At 62.5% G+C, this 21,462-nt stretch carries 18 protein-coding genes; 14 read left to right on the forward strand and 4 right to left on the reverse strand.

The genetic code is table 11. The features are described 5' to 3' along the window. The 9 genes from QP503_RS02575 (at nt 1) to QP503_RS02615 (ending at nt 9,359) form a co-directional block, all read left to right on the forward strand. Nucleotides 1–720: an ABC transporter ATP-binding protein gene (locus tag QP503_RS02575; RefSeq protein ID WP_285101189.1), complete on the forward strand. Its 720-nt coding sequence runs from the start codon at nt 1–3 to the stop codon at nt 718–720. A 126-nt stretch (nt 721–846) separates the two neighbouring features. Continuing rightward, the gene (locus QP503_RS02580; RefSeq protein ID WP_350310051.1) at nt 847–2,445 is read left to right on the forward strand and encodes an FTR1 family iron permease; all 1,599 of its coding nucleotides are present in this window, start codon (nt 847–849) and stop codon (nt 2,443–2,445) included. Between the two features lie 41 nt (nt 2,446–2,486). Beyond that, on the forward strand, nt 2,487–3,119 hold the full coding sequence (locus tag QP503_RS02585; protein ID WP_103633140.1) for an iron transporter: 633 nt from the start codon (nt 2,487–2,489) through the stop codon (nt 3,117–3,119). A 101-nt stretch (nt 3,120–3,220) separates the two neighbouring features. Further along, a complete protein-coding gene (locus QP503_RS02590; protein WP_285084205.1) occupies nt 3,221–4,483 on the forward strand; it encodes a DUF2318 domain-containing protein in 1,263 nt (420 codons plus the stop codon). A 45-nt stretch (nt 4,484–4,528) separates the two neighbouring features. After that, entirely contained in the window at nt 4,529–5,800 is a 1,272-nt protein-coding gene (locus tag QP503_RS02595) for an ABC transporter permease (RefSeq protein WP_285084216.1), read from the forward strand. A 5-nt stretch (nt 5,801–5,805) separates the two neighbouring features. Next, entirely contained in the window at nt 5,806–6,969 is a 1,164-nt protein-coding gene (locus QP503_RS02600; RefSeq protein WP_006680759.1) for an ABC transporter permease, read from the forward strand. Nucleotides 6,970–6,979: 10 nt separating this feature from the next. After that, on the forward strand, nt 6,980–7,720 hold the full coding sequence (locus QP503_RS02605) for an ABC transporter ATP-binding protein (RefSeq protein ID WP_101628291.1): 741 nt from the start codon (nt 6,980–6,982) through the stop codon (nt 7,718–7,720). After that, nucleotides 7,717–8,268, forward strand: a complete 552-nt coding sequence (locus QP503_RS02610; protein ID WP_103633138.1) for an FMN-binding protein — start codon at nt 7,717–7,719, stop codon at nt 8,266–8,268. The genes QP503_RS02605 and QP503_RS02610 overlap by 4 nt, the downstream gene beginning before the upstream one ends. A 2-nt stretch (nt 8,269–8,270) precedes the next feature. Next, nucleotides 8,271–9,359 (forward strand): FAD:protein FMN transferase, encoded by a 1,089-nt coding sequence (locus tag QP503_RS02615; RefSeq protein WP_285084208.1) that lies wholly within the window; start codon nt 8,271–8,273, stop codon nt 9,357–9,359. A 186-nt stretch (nt 9,360–9,545) separates the two neighbouring features. Here QP503_RS02615 and QP503_RS02620 read toward each other — a convergent pair whose 3' ends face one another. Next, entirely contained in the window at nt 9,546–12,737 is a 3,192-nt protein-coding gene (locus QP503_RS02620) for an FAD-binding and (Fe-S)-binding domain-containing protein (RefSeq protein WP_285068013.1), read from the reverse strand. A 258-nt stretch (nt 12,738–12,995) separates the two neighbouring features. Here QP503_RS02620 and QP503_RS02625 point away from each other — a divergent pair, with 258 nt between their 5' ends. Next, nucleotides 12,996–14,246: a hypothetical protein gene (locus QP503_RS02625; protein WP_285084209.1), complete on the forward strand. Its 1,251-nt coding sequence runs from the start codon at nt 12,996–12,998 to the stop codon at nt 14,244–14,246. Nucleotides 14,247–14,284: 38 nt separating this feature from the next. Here the strand turns inward: QP503_RS02625 and QP503_RS02630 are convergent, their stop codons facing one another. Together QP503_RS02630 and QP503_RS02635 are read right to left on the reverse strand one after the other, a co-directional pair. Then, nucleotides 14,285–15,472, reverse strand: coding sequence for an alpha/beta fold hydrolase (locus QP503_RS02630; protein WP_006680766.1), 1,188 nt, complete (start codon nt 15,470–15,472; stop codon nt 14,285–14,287). A 76-nt stretch (nt 15,473–15,548) separates the two neighbouring features. Beyond that, nucleotides 15,549–15,689, reverse strand: coding sequence for a hypothetical protein (locus QP503_RS02635; protein WP_285068012.1), 141 nt, complete (start codon nt 15,687–15,689; stop codon nt 15,549–15,551). A gap of 289 nt (nt 15,690–15,978) precedes the next feature. Between QP503_RS02635 and QP503_RS02640 the strand changes: the two genes are divergently transcribed. Next, nucleotides 15,979–17,268, forward strand: a complete 1,290-nt coding sequence (locus tag QP503_RS02640; protein WP_285084210.1) for a C40 family peptidase — start codon at nt 15,979–15,981, stop codon at nt 17,266–17,268. Between the two features lie 107 nt (nt 17,269–17,375). Here the strand turns inward: QP503_RS02640 and QP503_RS02645 are convergent, their stop codons facing one another. Next, the gene (locus tag QP503_RS02645) at nt 17,376–17,867 is read right to left on the reverse strand and encodes an inorganic diphosphatase (RefSeq protein ID WP_040318497.1); all 492 of its coding nucleotides are present in this window, start codon (nt 17,865–17,867) and stop codon (nt 17,376–17,378) included. 107 nt (nt 17,868–17,974) lie between these two features. Between QP503_RS02645 and QP503_RS02650 the strand changes: the two genes are divergently transcribed. From QP503_RS02650 to tilS, 3 genes are all read left to right on the forward strand, one after another. Beyond that, nucleotides 17,975–19,351 carry a D-alanyl-D-alanine carboxypeptidase/D-alanyl-D-alanine-endopeptidase gene (locus QP503_RS02650; RefSeq protein ID WP_103632665.1) on the forward strand — a complete coding sequence of 459 codons (1,377 nt, stop codon included), beginning with the start codon at nt 17,975–17,977 and terminating at the stop codon, nt 19,349–19,351. 145 nt (nt 19,352–19,496) lie between these two features. Beyond that, nucleotides 19,497–20,333 (forward strand): hypothetical protein, encoded by an 837-nt coding sequence (locus QP503_RS02655; RefSeq protein ID WP_181002143.1) that lies wholly within the window; start codon nt 19,497–19,499, stop codon nt 20,331–20,333. Beyond that, a complete protein-coding gene (gene tilS, locus QP503_RS02660; protein WP_181002144.1) occupies nt 20,326–21,456 on the forward strand; it encodes a tRNA lysidine(34) synthetase TilS in 1,131 nt (376 codons plus the stop codon). Before QP503_RS02655 ends, tilS begins: the two co-directional genes overlap by 8 nt. The last annotated feature ends 6 nt before the right edge of the window (nt 21,457–21,462 follow it).

A 21,462-nucleotide genomic window follows, 5' to 3' on the forward strand; every position in this document is an offset into this window, starting at 1 on the left:
GTGACTCTTGAAGCGAAAGGCGTGAGGAAGGACTTCCCGCGCGTCCGCGGCGGAGCGATGTTCTCGGCGGTCGAGCCGGTGGATCTTCGCCTGAACCCCGGCGAGTTGCTGGTGATTCGCGGACGCTCGGGGAGCGGTAAGAGCACCCTGCTGTCGATGATGGCGGGGATCCTCGCGCCGACGGAGGGGGCCGTCCTGATCGACGGCGAGGATCTGTACGCCCTCCCGGATGCCGTGGCCTCGGCGCTCCGCAACGAGCGGATCGGCGTGATCCCTCAGGGGCACACCGCGCTACGCAGCCTGTCGGTGCTGGAGAACGTCCTCCTCCCGTCGATCATCCGGGCGCGAGTCGAGCAGGAGGAGGTCCGCGAGCGGGCGGAGGCCCTGCTGGAGGGCGTCGATCTGGCGCCCCTGGCCGACGCTCGCCCCGATGAGCTCTCGGGAGGGGAACTGCGTCGGATGGCTGTGGCGCGGGCGCTGGTGATGCGGCCGGAGACGGTCCTCGCCGACGAACCGACCGCGGGGCTGGACGCGGGGAACGCCCAGACGGCGCTGAGGATGCTCCGGCGTGCGGCGGACGAGGGTGCGGCGGTGCTCGTAGTGACGCACGAGGATGAGGCCGTTCATTTCGCCGATCGTGTGATGGTGATGGAAAGCGGAGTCCTGCGCCTTGGGGATGCCCCGCGCGGAGGCTCTCCCACCTGCGAAGATCTCAAATAGGTAACTCTTCGGTGACTTATTTCTGAATTTGCGGAGGTTAGGCTAAACTAATTCTGGCGATTTCGGGGTCGGCATGGCCCCCTCGCCCTCATCAACATCGACAAGCGGAATTCTGGAGGAACACGGGTGGGCGTATCGACATCCTCGACGACGGCATTGACGAGGCGCCCCTGGATCCTCTTCGCCCCGCTCCTCCTCGCCCTCCTCATCGGGGTCCTCGCCCCGGCCGCTGCGCGAGCCGAGGGCGCCGTGTCCAGCTGGGGCGCGGTCGCCGAGGAGATGGGTGAGATCCTGGATCAGGCCGAGAAGGACTATCTGGCGGGCGATGTCGAGGCGGGTAAGGACGGGGTGAATACCGCCTACTACCGGCGCTATGAGACCCTCGGCTTCGAGAAGCAGGTCATGGCGCGTATCTCGGGGAATCGGGTCTCCACCGTCGAGATGAAGTTCTCCCTCGTCAAGAAGGCGATGAGCGATCATGACGACGCTGCGGTCGCTCAGCACCTCGCCGATCTCAAGAACTACCTGCGCGAGGACGCCAACACCCTCGACGGCGCCGGGAACTCGGCTGTCTCGAACGACTACAGCCCGGGGGCCTGGGGGCGCGTCGCGAAGGAGATGGGTGAGATCCTGGATCAGGCCGAGAAGGACTATCTGGCGGGCGATGTCGAGGCGGGTAAGGACGGGGTGAATACCGCCTACTACCGGCGCTATGAGACCCTCGGCTTCGAGAAGCAGGTCATGGCGCGTATCTCGGGGAATCGGGTCTCCACCGTCGAGATGAAGTTCTCCCTCGTCAAGAAGGCGATGAGCGATCATGACGACGCTGCGGTCGCTCAGCACCTCGCCGATCTCAAGAACTACCTGCGCGAGGACGCCAACACCCTCGACGGCTACGTCGGCGAGGCGGCCGCCCCCACGAGCCCTTGGCTCTCGGGCTTCCTCCCCTCGCTCCTCGTCATCCTCCGAGAGGGCATGGAGGCGATCCTCGTCGTCGCCGCGATCCTCGCCTACCTCGGCAAGGCCGGGCACAAGGACAAGTCGAAGATCGTGTGGATCGGGGTCGTGCTCGCCCTCGTCGCCTCCGCGGCCCTCGCCGTCCTCTTCTCCTCGTTCGCGAATCTCGCCGGAGCCAATCAGGAGCTCCTCGAAGGCTTCGCCGCCCTCTTCGCGGTCGCCATGCTCATCTGGGTCTCGAACTGGATGGTCTCGAAGTCCTCCAACGAGGCCTGGGACCGTTACATCAAGGATCAGACGGACGCCTCGCTCACTCGCGGCTCCCTCCTCGGCCTGGCCGCCATCGCGTTCCTCGCGGTCCTTCGCGAGGGCGCCGAGACGATTCTCTTCTATGTGCCGGTCATCTCCCACGCGGGCGCGGCCATCGGGCACGTGTGGATCGGCATGGGTGTCGGCCTCGCCGTCCTCGTCGTGGTCTACCTCCTCATCCAATTCGCCGCCCTGAGGATTCCGTTGCGCCCCTTCTTCGCGGTCACATCGCTGCTCCTGGCGGTCATGGCCGTCACCTTCACCGGATCTGGCATCAAGGAGCTCCAGGAGGCCGACGTTCTGCCCCTGACGCCTCTTGACGGCCTCCCGACCATCGACCTCTTGGGGATCTACCCCCGAGTGGAGAACCTCTCCGCACAGGCAGCGGTTCTCGTCATCATCGTCGGCCTGTACTTCTGGGGGAAGCGACGCATGCGCCGCGCGATCCCCGAGAAGTGACGAACCGTCGAACCATCCCACACTGACATGGAGTTTGATTCATGAAGCGCTCACTCAGCACCATCGGCGCGGCCGTCGCGGCCGTCGCCCTGATGACCGGCCTCTCGGCATGTTCTTCCCAGACCGCAGAGACCGAGAAGCCCGCAGAAATGGCCGCTCAGTCCAGCGAGAGCGAGGCTGCCGCGCCCGGCGAGGACGCCGGCTTCGACGAGTTCCCCCTCGGCGACGACGTATTCTCCGGCCCTCTGAAGATCTCCGGCGTCTACTTCCAGCCGGTCGACATGGAGCCCCAGGTCCAGACCCCCGCCAAGGACTCCTCGATGCACATCGAGGCTGACATCTCCGCCGTCGAGGGCAACGATCTCGGCTACGGTGTCGGCGACTTCATCCCGGGCCTCAAGGTCGACTACAAGATCCTCGGTGCCGACGGCAACGCCGTTCTCGAGGGCACCTTCATGCCGATGAACGCCTCCGACGGCCCGCACTACGGCCTCAACCTGCCGAAGCTCGATGCCGGCACCTACACGGTTCAGTTCATCGTCCACTCCCCCGAGGAGAACGGCTGGCTCCTCCACACCGATGAGACCACGGGCGTCAAGGGGCGCTTCTGGACCGAGCCGATCACCGCGGAGTTCAAGGATTGGAAGTGGGACCCCTCCGCTGTAGAATGGTGACCCCATGACGACGGGCCGGAGGCGGACTCCGGCCCGTTGTCGTGCCCTCGTGATGACGCCGACGCGCCCCCGCGTCGCGACGACGAGATTGAGGATGAACGATGATCGAACAGATGAGCCAGGCGACTCTCGCGCTGCTCCTCACCGCTCTCGCCGCGGGAGCGGCCATCGGCGCGCTTCCGGCGCGAGAGCGTGGCAGATCCGGTAGAGCCGCCCGGAGATGGGCCATCGGCATCGGCGCCGTCGCCGGGTTCGTCTCCGCCTTCGTCCTCACCCTCGTCAACACCCTCGCGCCTCGCGCCGTCAATCGGCAAACGGTCGCCCTGTGGACCCTGCCCCTGGCCGTCCTCCTTGCGATCGCCTTCGTTTCGCTCTTGGCGCTGCAGGCGCGCCGGGCGCCGAGCGCGCCCCTCGACTCCGCTCTCCTCCTCGTGATGAGCGCCTACCTGGCGCTCATCATCTTCCGCGCGGCTCCCACGGCGATGGCCCAGGCGGTCATGATGTTCCCTCGGGGAATCGAGGTCTTCGCGACGACTACGATGCTCGCCCTGGTCGGCTACGTCCTCGGCTGGCTCATCCCCCTCGCCCTCGGCGCCCTCTCCTGGAGGATCGTCTCCCTCGGTCGACGCAGGACCTGGCCGGCCGCCCTCGTCGTGGCCGTCCTCGCCCTCACTCACGTCATGCTCGTCGTGCGCATCCTCCAGGCGCAAAGGGTCGTCTCGATGTCGAACGAGGCCTTCACCGTGCTCTCCTGGCTCATTAACCACGAAGCCGTATTCCCGATCGCCGCGATGTTCGTCCTCCTCCTCGTCGCCGCTCTCGTCGTCCGCGAGGGACGATCCCTGCCCCGAGTCGGCTCCAACCCCGCCGAGGGGCGCCTCTACCGCGCCCGCGCCCGCGTCTGGAAGACGATGGCCGGGGTGGCGGCGGGCGGCTACCTGTGCGGCGCGCTGCTGATCACCCTCGGCGTCGTCGTCGGCTCCGCCGAAGTCGAGCTCTCCGAACCGGAGTCCTACTCCGTTGTCGAGGAACGCGCGGTCATCGACATCGCGGACATCTCCGACGGCCACCTCCACCGCTACGCCTACACGACCTCTTCGGGGGTCGAGGTCCGCTTCATCGTCATCCAGAAGGCGGGCGCCGCCTTCGGCGTCGGCCTCGACGCCTGCGAAATCTGCGGGCCGACCGGCTACTACGAGAAGGACGGGAAGATCATCTGCAAGCTCTGCGAAGTCGCGATGAACATCGCGACGATCGGATTCAAGGGCGGCTGCAACCCCATTCCGATCGAGTACGAGGTCTCCAACGGGACGCTGACGGTCCCGCTGTCGGTCCTCGAGGCGAATGCGAGCGTCTTCGCATGAGCCCTCTCGTCTCCGACCCCACGAGGGAGAGGATCTGATCCCATGATGTTCCTGAGAATGCTGGCGGGGGCTCTGACGCGCAGGGGCGAGCGTCACCTCCTCATCGCCGTGACGGTCGCCCTCGGCGCCGCCGTGGCCACGTCCATGCTTTCGGTAATGTTCGACGTTGGGGACAAGGTCAACCAGGAGTTGAAGTCCTACGGCGCGAACATCATCGTGCGACCGCGCGGCGCGGCGGTCCTCCAGGACCTCTACGGCGCTCACTCCCCCGCGCAGACCTTCCTCCGCGAGGACGAGCTCGGCCGGATCAAGACGATCTTCTGGACGTACAACATCCTCGACTTCGCCCCGCTGCTGTCCGTCGACGCGGTCGGCCCCTCGGGGGAGCCCGTCGCGCTCACCGGGACCTGGTTCGATCACCACCTCGACCTGGATACCGAGGAGACGCTCGATACCGGCCTCGACAAACTGCGGGCCTGGTGGACGGTTACCGGCCAGTGGGTTGCAGACGAGGACCCCGAGGGCGCGATGGTCGGTGAAGGCTACGCCGCGGCGCATGGCCTCGCCCTCGGTGATCCCCTAACCCTGAGCAGGGACGGGCGCTCCGTCGAGCTGAAGGTGCGCGGGATCTTCGAATCGGGCGACGAGGCCGATTCCGGCGTCTACGCGAACCTGGCTGTCGCCCAGGACCTTCTCGGAGAGCCCGGAGCCGTAAGCTCCGTCGAGGTGTCTGCCCTGACGACCCCGGACAACGACCTGGCGCGGAAGGCGGCGAAGAACCCGGAGTCCCTGTCCGTGTCTGAGCGCGAGACCTGGTACTGCACCGCCTACGTCTCCTCCATCGCCTACCAGATCGAAGAGGTCATGACCGATTCCGTGGCCAGGCCCGTTCGGCAGGTCGCTGAATCGGAGGGGACCATCCTGGAGAAGACGCAGCTCCTCATGCTCCTCGTCACCGTCCTCGCCCTCGTCGCCTCCGCGCTGGCCATCGCGAATCTCGTCACCGCGAACGTCATGGAGCGCTCCGGGGAGATCGGTCTGATGAAGGCGATCGGGGCGAAGAACCGCTCGATCATCGCCCTGCACCTCAGCGAGATCGCAGTGGTCGGCCTCGTCGGAGGGGCCCTCGGCTACGGGGGCGGGATCGGGCTTGCGCAGATCATCGGGCGGATCGTGTTCGGAGCCTCGATCTCCTTCACCCCGGTCGTCCTGGTACTCGTCTCGCTCCTCGTCCTGCTCGTCGTCCTCGGCGCGTCGATCCCGGCCATCCGCTACCTGCTGCGGCTCAACGCCGCGGAAGTCCTCCACGGAAGGTGAGAGAGATGAAGCGTCGCACAATGTTCTGGCGGATGGTCTCCTCGTCGATCCTGAGGAGGCGCTCCCGCGTCCTCATCGCCGTTCTGGCCGTCGCCATCGGCGCCACGACCCTGTCGGGGTTGGCGACCATCGCCCTGGAGGTCCCCGCTCAGCTCGCCCGCGAGGTCCGCTCCTACGGCGCGAACCTCGTTGTCTCCCCCGTTTCGGGGAAGGACTCCATGAGCGCCGAGTCCCTCGAGGCGATCCCCTCCCTCGTGCCGAAGGGGGCCCTCGTCGGCTCGGCGGCCTTCGACTACGAGGCGATCAGCGTCAACGATCGGCCCTACGTCGCCGCAGGAGCCGATCTGGAGTCGGTGCGCGCGATGAACCCGTACTGGTACGTCGAGGGGGAGTGGCCGCAAGGACCCGACGAAGTGCTGATCGGCGAGGAGATCGCGGACACGATCGGCGCTTCGGTCGGGAAGAGGATCTCCGTCGTCCGCCTCGAGGAGGCGGACGAGCGCGCCCAGTCCGGTGGGGCCGAGGCGAAGACGAGCGTCGACTTCACCGTATCCGGGGTCCTCAAGACCGGGGGCACGCAGGACTCCTACATGTACATGACCTCGCAGGCGATCTCCGCCCTGACCGGCGTCGAGGCGCGCGCGACGGTCGCGGAGTACTCGATCGCTGTCGAGGGCCCGGTCCTGGAGGGCGTCGTCGCGGCCATCAACGACTCCGTGCCCGGAGTGTCGGCGCAGGCCGTCAAGCGCCTCGCGCAATCCGACTCCGGCGTCATCTCGATGCTGCGCTCCCTGCTTGTCATCATCGCCGGCATCGTCCTCGTCCTCACCCTGATCGGGGTGTCCACGACGATGGTCGCCATCGTCGCCGAAAGGCGCAACGAGATCGGCCTGCGCAAGGCCCTGGGCGCGACTTCGCGCTCCATCGCCCTCGAATTCATCGGCGAGGGTGTGCTCCTCGGTCTGATCGGCGGTCTGATCGGCGTCGTCCTCGGGTACGGTCTCGCCTCGGGGATCAGCTACAACGTGTTCCACCGGAGCATCTCCCTTCCGCCGTTGATCGCTCTCATCACGGTCCTCGCATCCGTGGCCGTCGCCGTCCTCGCCTGCCTGCCCCCGGTGCGCCGAGCCGCCGCCGTCGACCCCGCCCTCGTCCTACGTGGAGAATGAAGGAAGAATCATGACAGACACGATGCCGACGCCCCTTCTCGATCTGGAGGGGGTCTCGAAGATCTACGGCGACCTCCACGCGCTCGACGACGTCTCCTTGACCATCGGGCGTGGGGAATGGGTCTCCATCGTCGGGCCCTCCGGATCGGGCAAGACGACCCTGATGAACATCGTCGGGTGCATGGACACCGCGTCCAAGGGACGGGTCCGCCTCGACGGCCAGGACATCTCGGATCTCACGGGGGACGAGCTCACGGAGATCCGCCGCTCCACGATCGGGCTTGTATTCCAGCAGTTCCACCTCATCGGGCATCTCACTGCGCTGGAGAACATCATGGTCGCCCAGTACTACCACTCGATGCCCGACGAGAAGGAGGCGATGGAGGCCCTCGACAGGGTGGGCCTCGCCGATCGCGCCACCCATCTGCCCCGTCAGCTCTCCGGCGGCGAGCAGCAGAGGGTGTGTGTGGCGCGCGCGCTCATCAACTACCCGAAGCTCATCCTCGCCGATGAACCGACCGGCAACCTCGATGAGACGAACGAGAGGATCGTCCTCGACCTGTTCGGGCGACTCCACGAGGAGGGCACGACCCTCATGGTCGTCACGCACGACGCCCTGGTCGCCGGCCGGGGCCAGCGCGAGATCGCCCTCGATCACGGGCGCATCTTCAAGGAGACGTGGCACGATCACGACGCGCTCGAGGCGGGGCCCGAGTCGGGAACGGGGAAGAGCAAGGTGGATCTGCGATGAACGCGAAGCGCGGGGCCCTGAGGGCCGGGATCGTGGGACTCGGCGCGATGATGCTCGCCGCATGCGCTTCCTCGCCGGGTGTCGACATGAGCGTGCCGATGAAGGACGGGGAGTGGAAGGGCCGTTCGAACGCGGACGATCAGGGGTCGATCGGGGTCATTACGATCACGGTCGAGGGTGGCGACATCACGAGCACGAGCTACGAGACCCTCCAGGCGAACGGAACAGACAAGGGCGTCGACTACGGGAAGAGCTCCTCCGGGGAGGTCTTCAACGAGGACTACTACGAGAAGGCGCAGAGGGCCGTCGAATCCTTTGCGCGCTACTCGCAGGAGCTCACCGAGAAGGACGATCCCGCGAAGGTTGATGTCGTGTCGGGCGCGACCGTCGCGCACCGCCAGTTCATCCAGGCCGCGATCCGGGCGATCTCCGCGGCCCAGGGGGTCGACGACTCGGGGGCGAACGGCGTGGAGATCCCGGGGCTGGAGGAGTCGACCCACCTCGGGGACACGGATCTCGACAAGGACCTCGGCGGGACGGACCGCTAGCGGTGGGGGAGCGTCCGCTCGTCGAATTCGAGGTCGGCGAGGGCGGGGGCGCGCGTTCCTGGCGAGTCTCCTTCCCGGCGATGGGCACGCGCGTCGACCTCATCGGTGCGGGCGGGGATCTTCCGCGCATCACGCGCGGGGCGTGCCGACTGGTCGCCGAACGCGAAGCGCTGTGGTCCGTCTTCCGCCCGGACTCGGACGTCTCGCGGATCAACTCCGGCGAGGGGTGGTGCGAAGTCGATCCGCGCACGGATTCGCTGCTCCTCGATTCTCTGGCCCTGTCGGAGGCGACCGGTGGGGCCTTCACTCCGCTGGCGGGGGCGCTCGCGCGCCTGTGGGATGTCAAGGGTGCTCGAAGGTCTTTCCTCGCGAGCGGGCGCGTGCCCGAGGCCCCGTCCCAGGAGGAGATCGACGGGGCGCTCCGCTCGTGCGATCCGGCGCTCCTGGAACGCGACGAGGCCGCTCGCTGGCGTCTCGCGCGGGCCGTGAACGGGGGAGCCTCACCGTCGAGGGGACCGGCCCTCGACCTCGGCGCCATCGCGAAAGGGGCGACCGCCGACGCGGTGCGTGACGCGGTCGTGGCGGCCGGCGCCGAGGGGGTTCTCGTCTCCCTGGGCACATCGTCCATCGCCGCTTTCGGACGCCGGTGGGACGGGAGGCCGTGGACGGTCGGCCTGCGGGAGCCGGGCGCGGCGGAGAATGAGTGGACGGGCAGCGTCGAGCTCTCCTCCTCATCGGCTCTGTCGACCTCGGGCGACTACGCGCCCGCATCATTCGACGCCGGTCGCCCGTTCCCGGAGGCGCTCGCCCACGAGACCTTCGATCCGAGGACGGGACGGCCGAGCGAATCGGGCGTTCTCCAGGCGAGCGTGATCTGCGCGTCGGGAGTCATGGCGGAGGCGCTTTCAACGGCCCTCCTCGTCGCCGGGGAGGAATGCGTCGACGGTACCCGTTTGGACGTCTGGGGGAGGGCGAGGGGGCTCTCGACCCGGTGGGAGAGCGTCGTCGCGCGCAGGGACGGGATTGCCTTCTCCGAGGGGGCGGGGTGGGTGCCGAAAGGGGCTCGAGGAACGGGCGGATCCGCGCCCTGATCTCGCGATTCGTCCGAAGGGCGTTCTCGTTCCCGTTATAGTAGGCTCCCCTGCGTGCCGCTTTCGAAGTGCCCCAGGAACAGTCGCGGAAGGCTCGTCTCGATCGACGTGGATCCTGCGTATCGCCTCCGCCTCCAAGAGCTCGGCCTGAGTCCGGGAGCGCGTCGGTGTCTCCGCCGGGAGGGCTCAGTCGGCCTTCGGGCCGCACGCGAGGAGGGTCGCGAGGTGGACGCCGCCGCGCTCGGCGAGTTGGCCGGCCTGAGTGCGGCAGGAGAATCCATCCGCCAGGTACACGGCATCCGGGTGCTCGCTGAGCGCAGGTAGCAACGACTGCTCTGCAACCGCGACGGAGACCTCGTAGTGTCCCTTCTCCATGCCGAAGTTGCCGGCCAAACCGCAGCATCCCGATAGTTGAGTAACCGTCGCACCCAGACGATCCAGTAGCGCGCGATCCGCGTCCCACCCCATGACCGAGTAGTGGTGGCAGTGTGGCTGAGCCACAACTTCAACACCGCTCAGGTCTGGTAGGTTCAACTGTTCATCCGGGACGGTCGCCAGTAGCTCAGCAAGCGTTACAGTATTCTTCGAGACGATCGCCGAACGCGGGTCATCCGGCAACAGATCCAGCAGGTCATCGCGCAAAACAGCAGTACACGACGGCTCCACACCCACGATCGGGATGCCGTTCGCCGCGAATGGCGCGAGCGTGTCCAACAGAGTTGCCAGATGCTTCTTTGCTCCCTTCAGCTGGCCCGTCGTAATCCACGTCAGACCACAACAGACGTCCGGCGCTACGATCACGGAAAAGCCGTTCGCTTCCAGTAGCTCGGTCAAAGCGCGTGCGCCCGTGTCGTCCAATGTCTGCGAGAAGGAATCCGCCCACACCACCGCATAACGATGGCCAGCCGGGTCCGTGGGGGAAATGGGCGTCGCCAATTTCCCAGTTTCGCTTATTGACGAGGTCGGTCGGCCTCCGCCCGGCGACAGCTGGTCGCTAGACGTGGAGGTGGCCTCGTCAATGGGGGAGAGAGCGGACGGCACTATCGAACGTGTGCCACGCTTACGTGCCCAGCGCGAGAACGTGCCCGACTGCAGAGGTGGCATCGGACGCCGCGAATCCAACCCGATCAGTCCGAACGCTAGGCGACGTAGTGCATCCACGTCGAGGAGTGCGTTGCCGACCTTTGCCAAACCGGGGATTGATGCCGTCAGGCGCGTCCAGCGTGGCAACCAGCCCAGCGTGTAATGCGACAACGGACGAGCCTTTCCGCGGTAACGGCGGAACAGCGTCTCCGAACGGTACTTCGCCATGTCGACGCCCGCCGGGCAGTCCGAGGAGCACGCCTTGCATGCCAGGCAAAGGTCGAGGGCATCGAGGACTTCCGGAGAATCAATCGCCCAAATCAACTGGCCGTTCGCCGCATCCTGCAGGGTGCGGGCGCGGCCTCGAGTCACGTCCTTCTCGTCCTTCGTCGCCTTCCACGACGGACACATGAACGTCCCCGAAATACCCGCGCGACACTTGCCCACGCCCGTGCAACGGTGAATCGCGTTCGTGAAATCGCCGTGATCCTCGCAGAACGCGAAGCCACCATCGGCGGGCATCGAACGTGCTGCGGGACGACGAAGGAAATGATCCACCAGATCAACGCCCGGCTGTGGATCAACGCGCGAAGCCGAGACAGCAACAGCGGCCGGCTTCAGTGAATAGGCGTCACCTAAAGCGTGGCGACGTTCGGTTGCGGTGGTCGGGCTCATCGGTGCAGTCAACAAACCCGGATTCATCATGTTGCGCGGATCAAACAGAGCCTTCACCTGTGCAAACAAGTCCAGCATTGCCGGCGAATACATGAAGCGCAACAACTCTGTGCGAGCGCGACCATCACCGTGCTCACCCGACACAGACCCACCGTGCTTCGCGCACACGGTCGCCGCGCGCTCCAAGAAGCGACGAGTGTGGGCGACACCCTCGTCAGTGTCCAATGGGTAATCAAGACGAACGTGGACGCAGCCGTCACCGAAGTGACCGTAGAGCAGGCCGTCAATGTCAAACTCATCCATCAGAGCAGTGAAATCACGCAGGTACGCGCCCAATTTCGCGGGCGGAACCGCGGCATCTTCGAATCCTGGCCACCCCTGCTCATTGCCTGTGCCGGACGCCGGATCAAACGGCGTACGGCCACCAAGACCGGCACCATCAGCGCGAATACGCCACAAGCGACCCGCATCGTCACCCGGCGGGTAAATCGCGACCGAGTCGGTGGTGGCGCTCGCGACCAAAGCGTGAGCGCGTTCCAGAGAATCCTCTGGCGAGCTTCCGCCGACCTCGCACATCATCCAGGCTTCGCCCGGCGGCAGTTCGGGGACAGTGCCCGGGCCTCGGTGCTGGCGAACAACATCGACGAGGCGCTTATCCATACCCTCAACCGCCAGAGGATGATGCTCCAAAAGTGCGGGCACGTCGTCGGCAACGTCGATCATGTTCGGATAGCCGAGGACAACCAAAACGGGAGACGTTGGCAGGTCAACAAGGCGAACCGTGACCGATAGGATCGTGACCAGTGTGCCTTCGGTGCCCACCAGCATCGCGGCAAGATTACGGTGACCTTCCGGCGTCGCATGTTCCAGCGAATAGCCGGATACTTGGCGGCCGAAGGTGCCAAGCTCAGTGCGGATCAATGCCAGGTTCGCATCTACAAGCTCTGTCAGACCCGGAACTTCGGGAATATCGGGGGCATGTTCGGTGGTTGCCGTGAATCGACGTCCCAGCCCGTCGATGCATTCGAGGGACACGATGTTGTCAGCCGTACGCCCCCAAGCGGTCGCATGTGGGCCACACGCGTTATTGCCAACCATGCCCGCGATCGTCGCGCGATTCTGGCTGGACGGATCAGGACCGAAACGTAGCCCAAAAGGGGCCGCCGCGGCCTGCAAAGTTGCCTGCACGCATCCGGGCTCAACGACAGCGGTCTTTGCCTTGGGATCAATGCTGACCACATGGTTCAAATAGCGGGTGAATTCGATAATGAGACCTGGGCCAACAGCATTGCCGGAGCAGGATGTGCCACCACCGCGCGTCGTCACCGGAACGCCGAAGGTGCGCGCCACGGCAAGCGTTGCCTCGACATCCTCGATCGATTTCGGGAACACAATCGCCAACGGTGGAATGCGGTACAGGCCAGCATCCGTGGAAAAGCGCGCGCGAGATCCCGTCGACGTATCTATATCGCCGTCGACCGCTTCGGTCAGAGCCCGCAGAAACTCCGGATCGATCTGGCTTACCGCAGCTTGCCGTGTTGCCGTCCCATTCTTCGGGGCAGGATCGATCGGCGTTGATGAATGCCCGGTTGTAGGGGCTGGATCCCACGTGACGCTCATAGGTGAATCTTCGCATGAGCTAGCCTTTTCACTGCTTTGTCGCATACTTTTTGGCGCCAATGCGTGAATCTGTGTGTTCGCCACGTGGAACAGTCCGTGATGAGGCCCTGAATTTGAGGGGGAGCATAGGCCGTAATTCTTATTGAGCCCCTAGTTTTTGGGCAGTGTTATGCGCCTGCCAGATGTGAAACAATAGGGGGACACTGTCGCCTTTCTCGGCAAGGCGATATGTCCGGTCAATCCAGGGAGGAAACGCCAGTGGCTCTTTTCGAGTTCGACAACGGTCGTCTGGTTCCTGCGCAATTTGGGCGCCCATTGGATTCTGGTTTGACTGGCGACGTTATCGACGCTGTGTGTGGGCAGGTCTTGGAGATTGTTTCCCGCCCGCTTTTCCCAATTACTTGGCGGGATATTGTTCGCGGTGACGAAGAAGACGAAGATTCTCAACGCTTGACTGCCCTCGATGCGACGGGGCAAGTCGTCAGTGTTGAAGTGATTACATACCTTGATTCAGACACCCTCATTAGCTCTCTGTCGCGTTTGGCGGATACTGCTGCCCTGTCGTGGAGTGACTTGGCGCGCGAATACGACGGTGGTCTTGACGCGTTCCGTCATGGGTGGATGCAGTTCCGTGACGCTATGCCACCGTCGCCGGGTGCGGGCCCGCGCTTGATCGTTGTTACCGGCGAAATTGATCCGCAGGTTCGCCCCGCTCTGGACGTTCTGGCGAATTCTGGCGTGGAAGTTCACGAGGTTCAGGTTCGAGTGATGTCCAATGGACGCGTTTTCCTTGATGTTGTGCCCGTTGGCTCGCGCCTGTACATGCACTCGCCAGCCCTGTTGTCCCAAGGCTCCCAAGGCATCAGTGAAATCACGGCTTCCCTCGATGACTCCGGCCATGATGCGTCAGCATTGGAACAGGCACCTGAGAATGATCAACCGGCAGACGACGCGGAATTCATTGCTGCACCCGAAGAAATCGAAATGACGCTCGACGCTGGTGTCTCTGACTTTGTCAACGATGCATGTGCTCTTGTTGCCGGGGGAGTCCGCGCCAACCTTAATGAAACAGACGACGCGGATGGTTTCGACTCCATCGTTACGGATGCCCCGGCAACTAAAGATGAACGTGGCTTCGTTGAACCCGACGATATTCGCCAAGCTCGTGAAGATGGAGTGCCGATCCTAGATGCCACCGCATCGACTCTTCCTATTCTTGGAGCGATTATCGGCCAGGCAGTTCCCCTTGTTGCCCCTCCAACGTTCAAGGTGCCGTCCGACCTTCAACTTGGTGTCGATGGCATGATTCGAAGCGCGCTTGGACAGTGGAACGACGTCGATGAGCTTGAAGAGCTTCTTCCCAACTTTTCTGACGCCTGGAATAACCTCTACATCGCTGACCTTGCGGGACCAACACTTGCCGAGGCCCTTATAGAGGTCAATCGCGAAATGATCCGCGAATACCGCATCGTTCCCGCTTCTTCGGGCATGGGGAAACACGGGCGATGACCCGTATCTGACCGCTCACGGCCTAGTTGCCGGTTGGTTTACTCAACGGGCGTGACGAACGCTCCGATCCAACGTTTCATCGTTTGACGCACATTCGCGCGCACATCCGGGTCGGACAAGAATAGGTCGTGCTTGCCTGGGAAACGAGCAATCGTCACGCAATCAGCAAGATTCATTGAGCGTTCAGCAATCACCTCGACGTCCAAGACAACGTCAGAGGAAAAGATGCGTTCTGACCATTCTTCGCCCGTGTACGACGAGGTCGACATCATGGACAGAACCGGGCATGACAGGTGCACGTCGTTTTCGACCGTGTTGTGGCCATCCAAGATTGCGTCTAACCATGCGACGGGAATCGGATACGACTCCGGGCGCTTCCAGGCCAGCGCATACTCCCAGCCCTTCACCGCTGGATCGTCGGGATTGTCTGCGCACGCTTGTGGCACAGTCAGACCGGAGGTTGCCCAGCCTTGAGTCAGTGAACGCCCGTAGAAGCCGGGGCCACCGCCACCGGGAACTTCCCAGCGAGGGTTGCGTTGCGCGATCCGTTCTAGGACAGGCGCAACCGTCGTCCGTAGATTTGCTAGCGTTTGCATTTCTAACCACGCTGAATTCAAAACTAACGCGTCGAACGCGCCAGGGTGGCGATGCGCCCACAGCGTTGTGATCAAACCACCCGTTGAATGTCCCGACAGGATCAGGGGCAGATTTGGATTCTCTTCGGCAATGATGTCGAGTGCTTCGCCAATCTCCTCGTCGTAGACATTCAGGTTGTCCGTGTAGCCGATCGTTTGCCAGGGGCGAAGTGAACGACCGTATTTGCGCAGGTCAAGCGCATAGAAAGCGGAACCTGCTTCGGCGAACGTCTGCGCCAGCTCAGTCTGGAAGAAATAGTCGTTGCGCCCGTGTAGGTACAGGGTGACGCTCTTCGGGAATGCTTTCGCATTTTCGCTGACATCTGGGTCACGGTGGGGAAGATACTTCACCAGCGTTGCCACGTTGTCGCCCTCGGCATCTGCGATCAGTTCGATCGTCTGTGACTGATAAGCCGGCCCCAGGATGTCGGTGCGCCACTGGCCAACCGGAGCTGGTCCTTCTTCGCCCCAGGGGCTCATCACGTCATAGGTGGGTTCCCCATCTGAAGCGGCGAGACCCTCTAGGTGCTCACTGTCCGCGGCCGCTTCACGAGTGTGAAGTGTGCGTGTCTCGAGATCCTCGTCAGTCATACGACAACCCTACGAGGTTCCGCCAAGTCCGGCAGGACTTCCTGGTGGGCGGGAAGGTGTGCGTCATTCTGAGGACTTACTGCGCAAAAACGGAGACGCGCGACGGGATTTGACGGTGCGGCTCGGTCGAAAACTGCGCATCACCCGTCAGTGCGCGCTGGATGAGGCCGACCTTTGCGGCTGCGAGCGCATTGTCAACGTGACGGTTGAGGCGCAAGGCAAAGCGGTGTGCTACTTGCTCGGCGCGCTTTAGTGCTGGTGCTGAAAGTGACTGACCCGCAGTCAGCGAGGTATCCGTAAGATCACGTGTCCGCCTAAGAGGAGAAAAAGCGCTCTGTTCAGTCCAAGGACTTGTATGACGCGGGGGCGAGATGATGACCAAATATGTTGCTGATGTTGTCAATGTTGTAAATGGGAAAGATATGAAAATAGTTGCAGGTGTTGCTTTTGTTGTTAAGAGTGACTACTCTCACCACAGGTGCACTGTCTGATGACGATGCTCGTATATGTTCCCGACGACAGGTGAAGTAGTGTTCAACCAGTCAAGACGTTCGCAGCGTCTCCGCTTCCGTGTAGGAGCAATGGTTCTGCTTGCCAGCATGGCGCTGATCGCCCCACAAATGGCGCAAGCTGCCCCCTCAGAAGCGGACATCGCCCGCGCGCAGGCAGAAGAAGAAGCTGCCAAGCTTTCAGTGGCTCAGATCGAAGTTCGCCTTGCATCAGTGAAGACTGAAGCCGATCAAGCATTTCAGGCCGCCCAGGTCGCAGCAGAAGATCTCAACGCAGCCAACATAGCTCTCGAAGAAGCCAAGAACACTGCCAGCTCAGCGCAAGCTGATGCTGATGAAGCAAAAGCGAACTTCGAAGCGGGCAAGAAAGAAATTGCCTCAGTCGCACAGACTGCGTACCGCGATGGCGGATCCGAAATGGATGCCCTTGCCCCCTACGTGAACGCGGATGGTCTGCGCACCGTTGAAACCAAGCAGGCATCAATCGAAGCTTTCTCCGCTTCAGCTGACGCAAAGATGCAACGCGTTGCTGCCCTTCAACAGGTCGCCAACGTCATGCAGAAAGCTGCCGACGAAGCAGTTGCTGCACAAACTGAAGCAACGACTGAAGTACAGCGACGCACTGAAGCTGCGCAGGCGAGTGCCCAGAAGGCACTCGCTCTTCAAGAAACCACTGAGGCAACCCGCCAAGGTTACCTTGCTGAGCTCGCCCGCAAGCAGAACACCACGGTCGAACTGATCCAAGAACGCGAAGCGGCCCTTGAAGCAGAACGCGCAGCCGCCGCCGAAGCTGCGGCGCGTGCAGCGGCCGAGGAAGCTGCGCGACGTGAAGCAGCTCGCCAAGCTGAAGCGGCGGCGTCAGGCTCATCGTCGTGGACTCCGGAACCGTCATACGAACCGCCAGTCAGCTACCCCGGCTCCGGTGGTGCATCGACTGCTATCGCAACAGCGAAGAGCTACCTGGGCGTCCCCTACGTATGGGGTGGGGCGTCACGAGGTGGTGTTGACTGTTCGGGTCTCACTCAGATTGCGTGGGCATCAGCAGGTGTTTATCTTCCTCACTATTCCAAGTCGCAGTACGACTACGGAACCAAAGTGTCCTTCAATAACGCTCAACCCGGTGATTTGCTGTTCTGGTCGACCAACGGTTCGCAGTCCGGAATTTATCATGTTGCCATTTACTTAGGTGGCGGTAGCATGATCGAAGCACCGGCTCCGGGTAGTAGTGTCCGTATCACCTCAATCTGGGGTTGGAATCAGCTCATGCCGTACGTCGTGCGCTTCTGATACCAGTCATTCTGATCGAGGTATCGCAAGGAAGCTCAGAGCATCCAAAAAGAGGGGCGGGAATCTAGTTCAACTCGATTCCCGCCCCTCTTGAGGTTCAGGGAAGGTCAGTGGTCTTCTGCTGCCGTGAGGCGATCATAGGAACGCTGGATTTCAGCTTCGGCGTCTTCACGACCTACCCAGTGAGCGCCTTCAACGCTCTTGCCGGGCTCAAGATCCTTGTAGACCTCGAAGAAGTGCTGGATTTCGAGGCGGTGGAACTCCGACACATCATCGATGTCGGTACGCCATGAGGCGCGCTGGTCAGATGCGGGGACACACAGAACCTTGTCGTCACCGCCCTTTTCGTCGCGCATACGGAACATACCCAGAGCACGGCAACGAATCACACAACCGGGGAACGTGGGTTCTTCAAGCAGAACCAGCGCATCAAGGGGGTCGCCGTCTTCGCCGAGGGTGTCATCGATAAAACCGTAATCATCCGGATAACGCGTCGACGTGAAGAGCATACGATCCAGACGGATACGCCCGGTCTCATGATCGATCTCGTACTTGTTTCTATTCCCCTTGGGAATTTCGATGGTCACGTCGAATTCCATCATGGTGAGCTCCTTCATTATCGAGACGGCCCTATGGGTGTCGGACCGCCTGCCTGCTACCCGAAACGCTACTGTTGAAACCAGTGTATTTAACCTCGAGGAGATCCATGCGTCACAGGACTGTTGGTGTGATTGTATGCGCTGTAGGCCTAGTTGCGGGTCTTGCTGCGTGCAACAGTGCCGATATTGGTGATAGTGCCTCGTCGGCCGCGCAAACGTCGTCAGATGTGCAAGCGACTCCGATTCCTGGATTTCCCGCTGAACAACCCCAATCCCTCTCGCCGGCAACACTCTCGCAAGGCGCTGAAGTATCTCCTGACACTGTCGCAGCCGCCTGGGCATCTGTCACCCGAGCAGGCAGCGAAGGCCACTACACGACATGGGGAAGCGTCCTTGACGCGCAAACGGGCACAGTTCTGCTGGATGCTGGAGCAAACCAAGGGCACACTCCCGCATCAATCACAAAAGTTCTGACAGCATTTACCGCACTCAACACCCTTGATCCCTCCTCAACGTTGAAGACGCGCGTTCAGCTTCAAGGCTCAGACATCTACCTGTCCTCCGATGGGGATCTACTTCTTGGCGCCGGCCCCTCGAATGCCAGTGAGGTCAATGGGCGAGCCGGCCTCGTCGATCTGGCAAACGAAACCGCGAAGGGGCTGGCCGAAGCTGGGGTGAGCGCAACCACCCTCTACTGGCAAGCCGATCCGTTTGTCGGCCCCGACTATCTCTCAGACTGGATTTCTCAGGGTGCTGGTGAATTCGAGGGACATGTTGGGGCGATGGCCATCGATGCTGGCAGGACAGCGCCTGACGCCTACTCCTTCTTTGCTGACCCCGAAGCGCAAGTCGCGCAGGTGTTCGCGAACGCCCTGTATTCGGCCGGAATCGCGACAACCCTAGGCTCTGTTGCCACTGCCCCCGAAGGGGCGCAGAAGATCGCAGAAATCGACTCAGCAACGGTCGCTGAACAGGTCAGATGGATGCTTCACAACTCTGACAACACGCTTGCCGACCAATACTGTCGATTGAGTGCATCCGCCGCAGGACAAGAGACCTCGTACCAAGGAGCGGCCGCCACTCTTGCCACCACTGTCGCGAACGCGGGGCATCCTATTGACGGGCTGCGCCTAGACGACTGCTCGGGCCTGTCGAGCAACGACAGAATAGCCCCCTACACGCTGGCACATGTCATCCAATCGTCCGTTATGGGGTCGGGTGGCACGGCTGACCTGGTCCGTTCACTGCCGTGGGCCGGCCTTGACGGGACGATGACACGTCGTATGTCCAACTCTGCCGCCTGGGCAAACGCACAGGCCAAGACTGGTTCACTGTCGACGGCTTCGACCCTCGCTGGCATCGTGTCGACCTCCAGCGGGCGACTGCTGGTCTACGTGATCGGCACGGAGAACGTTCCTGACGATGCAGCTGCGAACACTCGTCCCGCGTTGGATAAGTTCGTCGGCGCACTTGCAGCTCTCTGACGCGCCAGGCCGTGTGGCCCTGAGGAGTGATGCCGTAGCTCTGAGACACGCCGGACGTGTGCCCGCACCACCTTTCCTCTATTCGCCCGTGCACGTTTCTCCGACTAAAAGGTCGGGACAGCACTTTCCTTTTAGACTTGGGGGCATGCAGGTACCTTTTGGCGCGTCCGCTATGGCGTCCGTGATGAATGCCTTGTCCTATGCTGGCCCGGCGACTCACTCGTCGAATGCCTATACGTGTGTTGCGATGCTGAAGAAAGCAACCGGGTGGGCAGATCGCAGGCTTGCCAAGTTGACCGGACTAGACGAAGCGGCTGATTGTGTAGTCAATCAGCCGACCTATGTGGTTGATCGTCATACCTTCGCCTCAATGGTCGCCAGGATCTATGACACGTCGATGCCCAACGAATCTCTGATGGATGTTGTCACTGGGGCAAGGATTACCCGCACGCTCACAATGCACGCGACCGCCCTGTGGGATCCGACAACCAGCTCGCGTGTTCTGCTGGCTCCCAACGTTTTGGAACGCACCTACCGCTATTCCTTGGATCAGTCCCAATGGTGTAAGTGGGTCAATATGCATGCGGGTCTCTATGGCGTCATCTTGAGCGCCGCTCCCTTCCTCTGGAAACCGGATGGTGGGCTGGACGTTTTCATTGAACGACTCCTGCTTGCTGACGCTCTTGTCGACGCATGTATGGACACTCTGACGGCAAAGGACCTGTCCTCGGTAGAGTGGTTGCGCAGTCACGGGCCTCGTGTCTCTGTTCGTTCCCTGATTGACTACGTCGGAGTTGGCGAGCCAACCGACGAGAACCAGAACACTCATATGCCTGACAATCCCAGCCGTGACGGTATTGAAGAATTTGCTCGATTCATCATCCACGGTGGGCATTTGCCGCGACTGGTTGAAGACGAAGCGAACGTTCCTTCGGCTCACGAATGCGCAAACCCTGACGTGTGGACTATGCGCGTTGGCTGAAACACCCTCTCTTTCGTCGCGTATCGGCCCAAACCCCGGTGGCGGACTCGGCAGAGTATCGCGTGCCGTCTGGGCGTGTTTGAAGGAATTCCAGCCGGGCTCCGCTGTTGTCATCGGCTTGTCCGGTGGCGCCGATTCGTTGGCGCTCACCTTGTGTGCCCTAGATTGTGCCTCCCGCTTGAGACTCAACATTGTCACTGTGACTGTCGACCACGGAGTTCGCGCGGAATCAGCTGACGAGGCACGTACCGTCGGAGACCTTGCCCGATCCTATGGAGCCGACTCCCGCGTTGTGCGGGTCGCGCTCGCGGATAAAGGAGGTCCTGAAGGTGCTGGGCGCGAGGCGCGTCGTGAGGTGCTCGCGCGGGTGGCGCGTTCCTACGATGCTCCGATTCTGCTGGGGCATACATTGGACGATCAGGCGGAAACGGTTCTCCTGCGCCTGGGACGAGGCTCGGGAGCACATTCGCTACGTGCGATGCGTCAAGATGCGACCGACCGCGAGGGGATCAGGTGGATTCGTCCCCTGCTACATCTGCGTCGAGCCGACACGATCGCTACCTGTCAGGCGCTTGCAGTTAGCTTTGTTGATGATCCGACGAACTATCCCGATGGTCCTTGGAAAGCCGCCGACGGGTCTCCTCTTCGCCGATCTGCTCTGCGTCACCGTGCGATTCCGATACTGGGGGAGGCGCTCGGTAGTGACCCTGCGCTTGCCCTAGCGCGCACGGCGACCCTTGTGGCGCGTGACGATGATGCTCTGAACCAATGGGCTGATAGGGAGTGGGCGCGCGTGAAAGTGACGCTAGAGCGCCCCGTTTCGCTTTCCCCCATCGACGAGGCCACCCACACGTATCCCGAGGCGCACACTCAAACGGTGGCTCTTACAGTCGAACCTTTGAAATCACTTCCGCAAGCTGTCAGAACCCGCATCATTCGACGCTTCCTTATCGAATGTGGAGCTGACGAATCAAAGCTCGCTATGACCCACATTGATCGCGTCGACAACCTTGTCGTGAATTGGCACGGTCAGAAGGAAATTGAGGTGCCCTCACTGGCCATTTTTCGGCTAAAAGATAAAGAAAATGGGGCCAGCCTCGTCCCATTTCTTCGCACTCACTAGCGTCGA

The organism is Pauljensenia sp. UMB0895, assembly GCF_030218905.1.
Lineage (GTDB): Bacteria > Actinomycetota > Actinomycetes > Actinomycetales > Actinomycetaceae > Pauljensenia > Pauljensenia turicensis_A.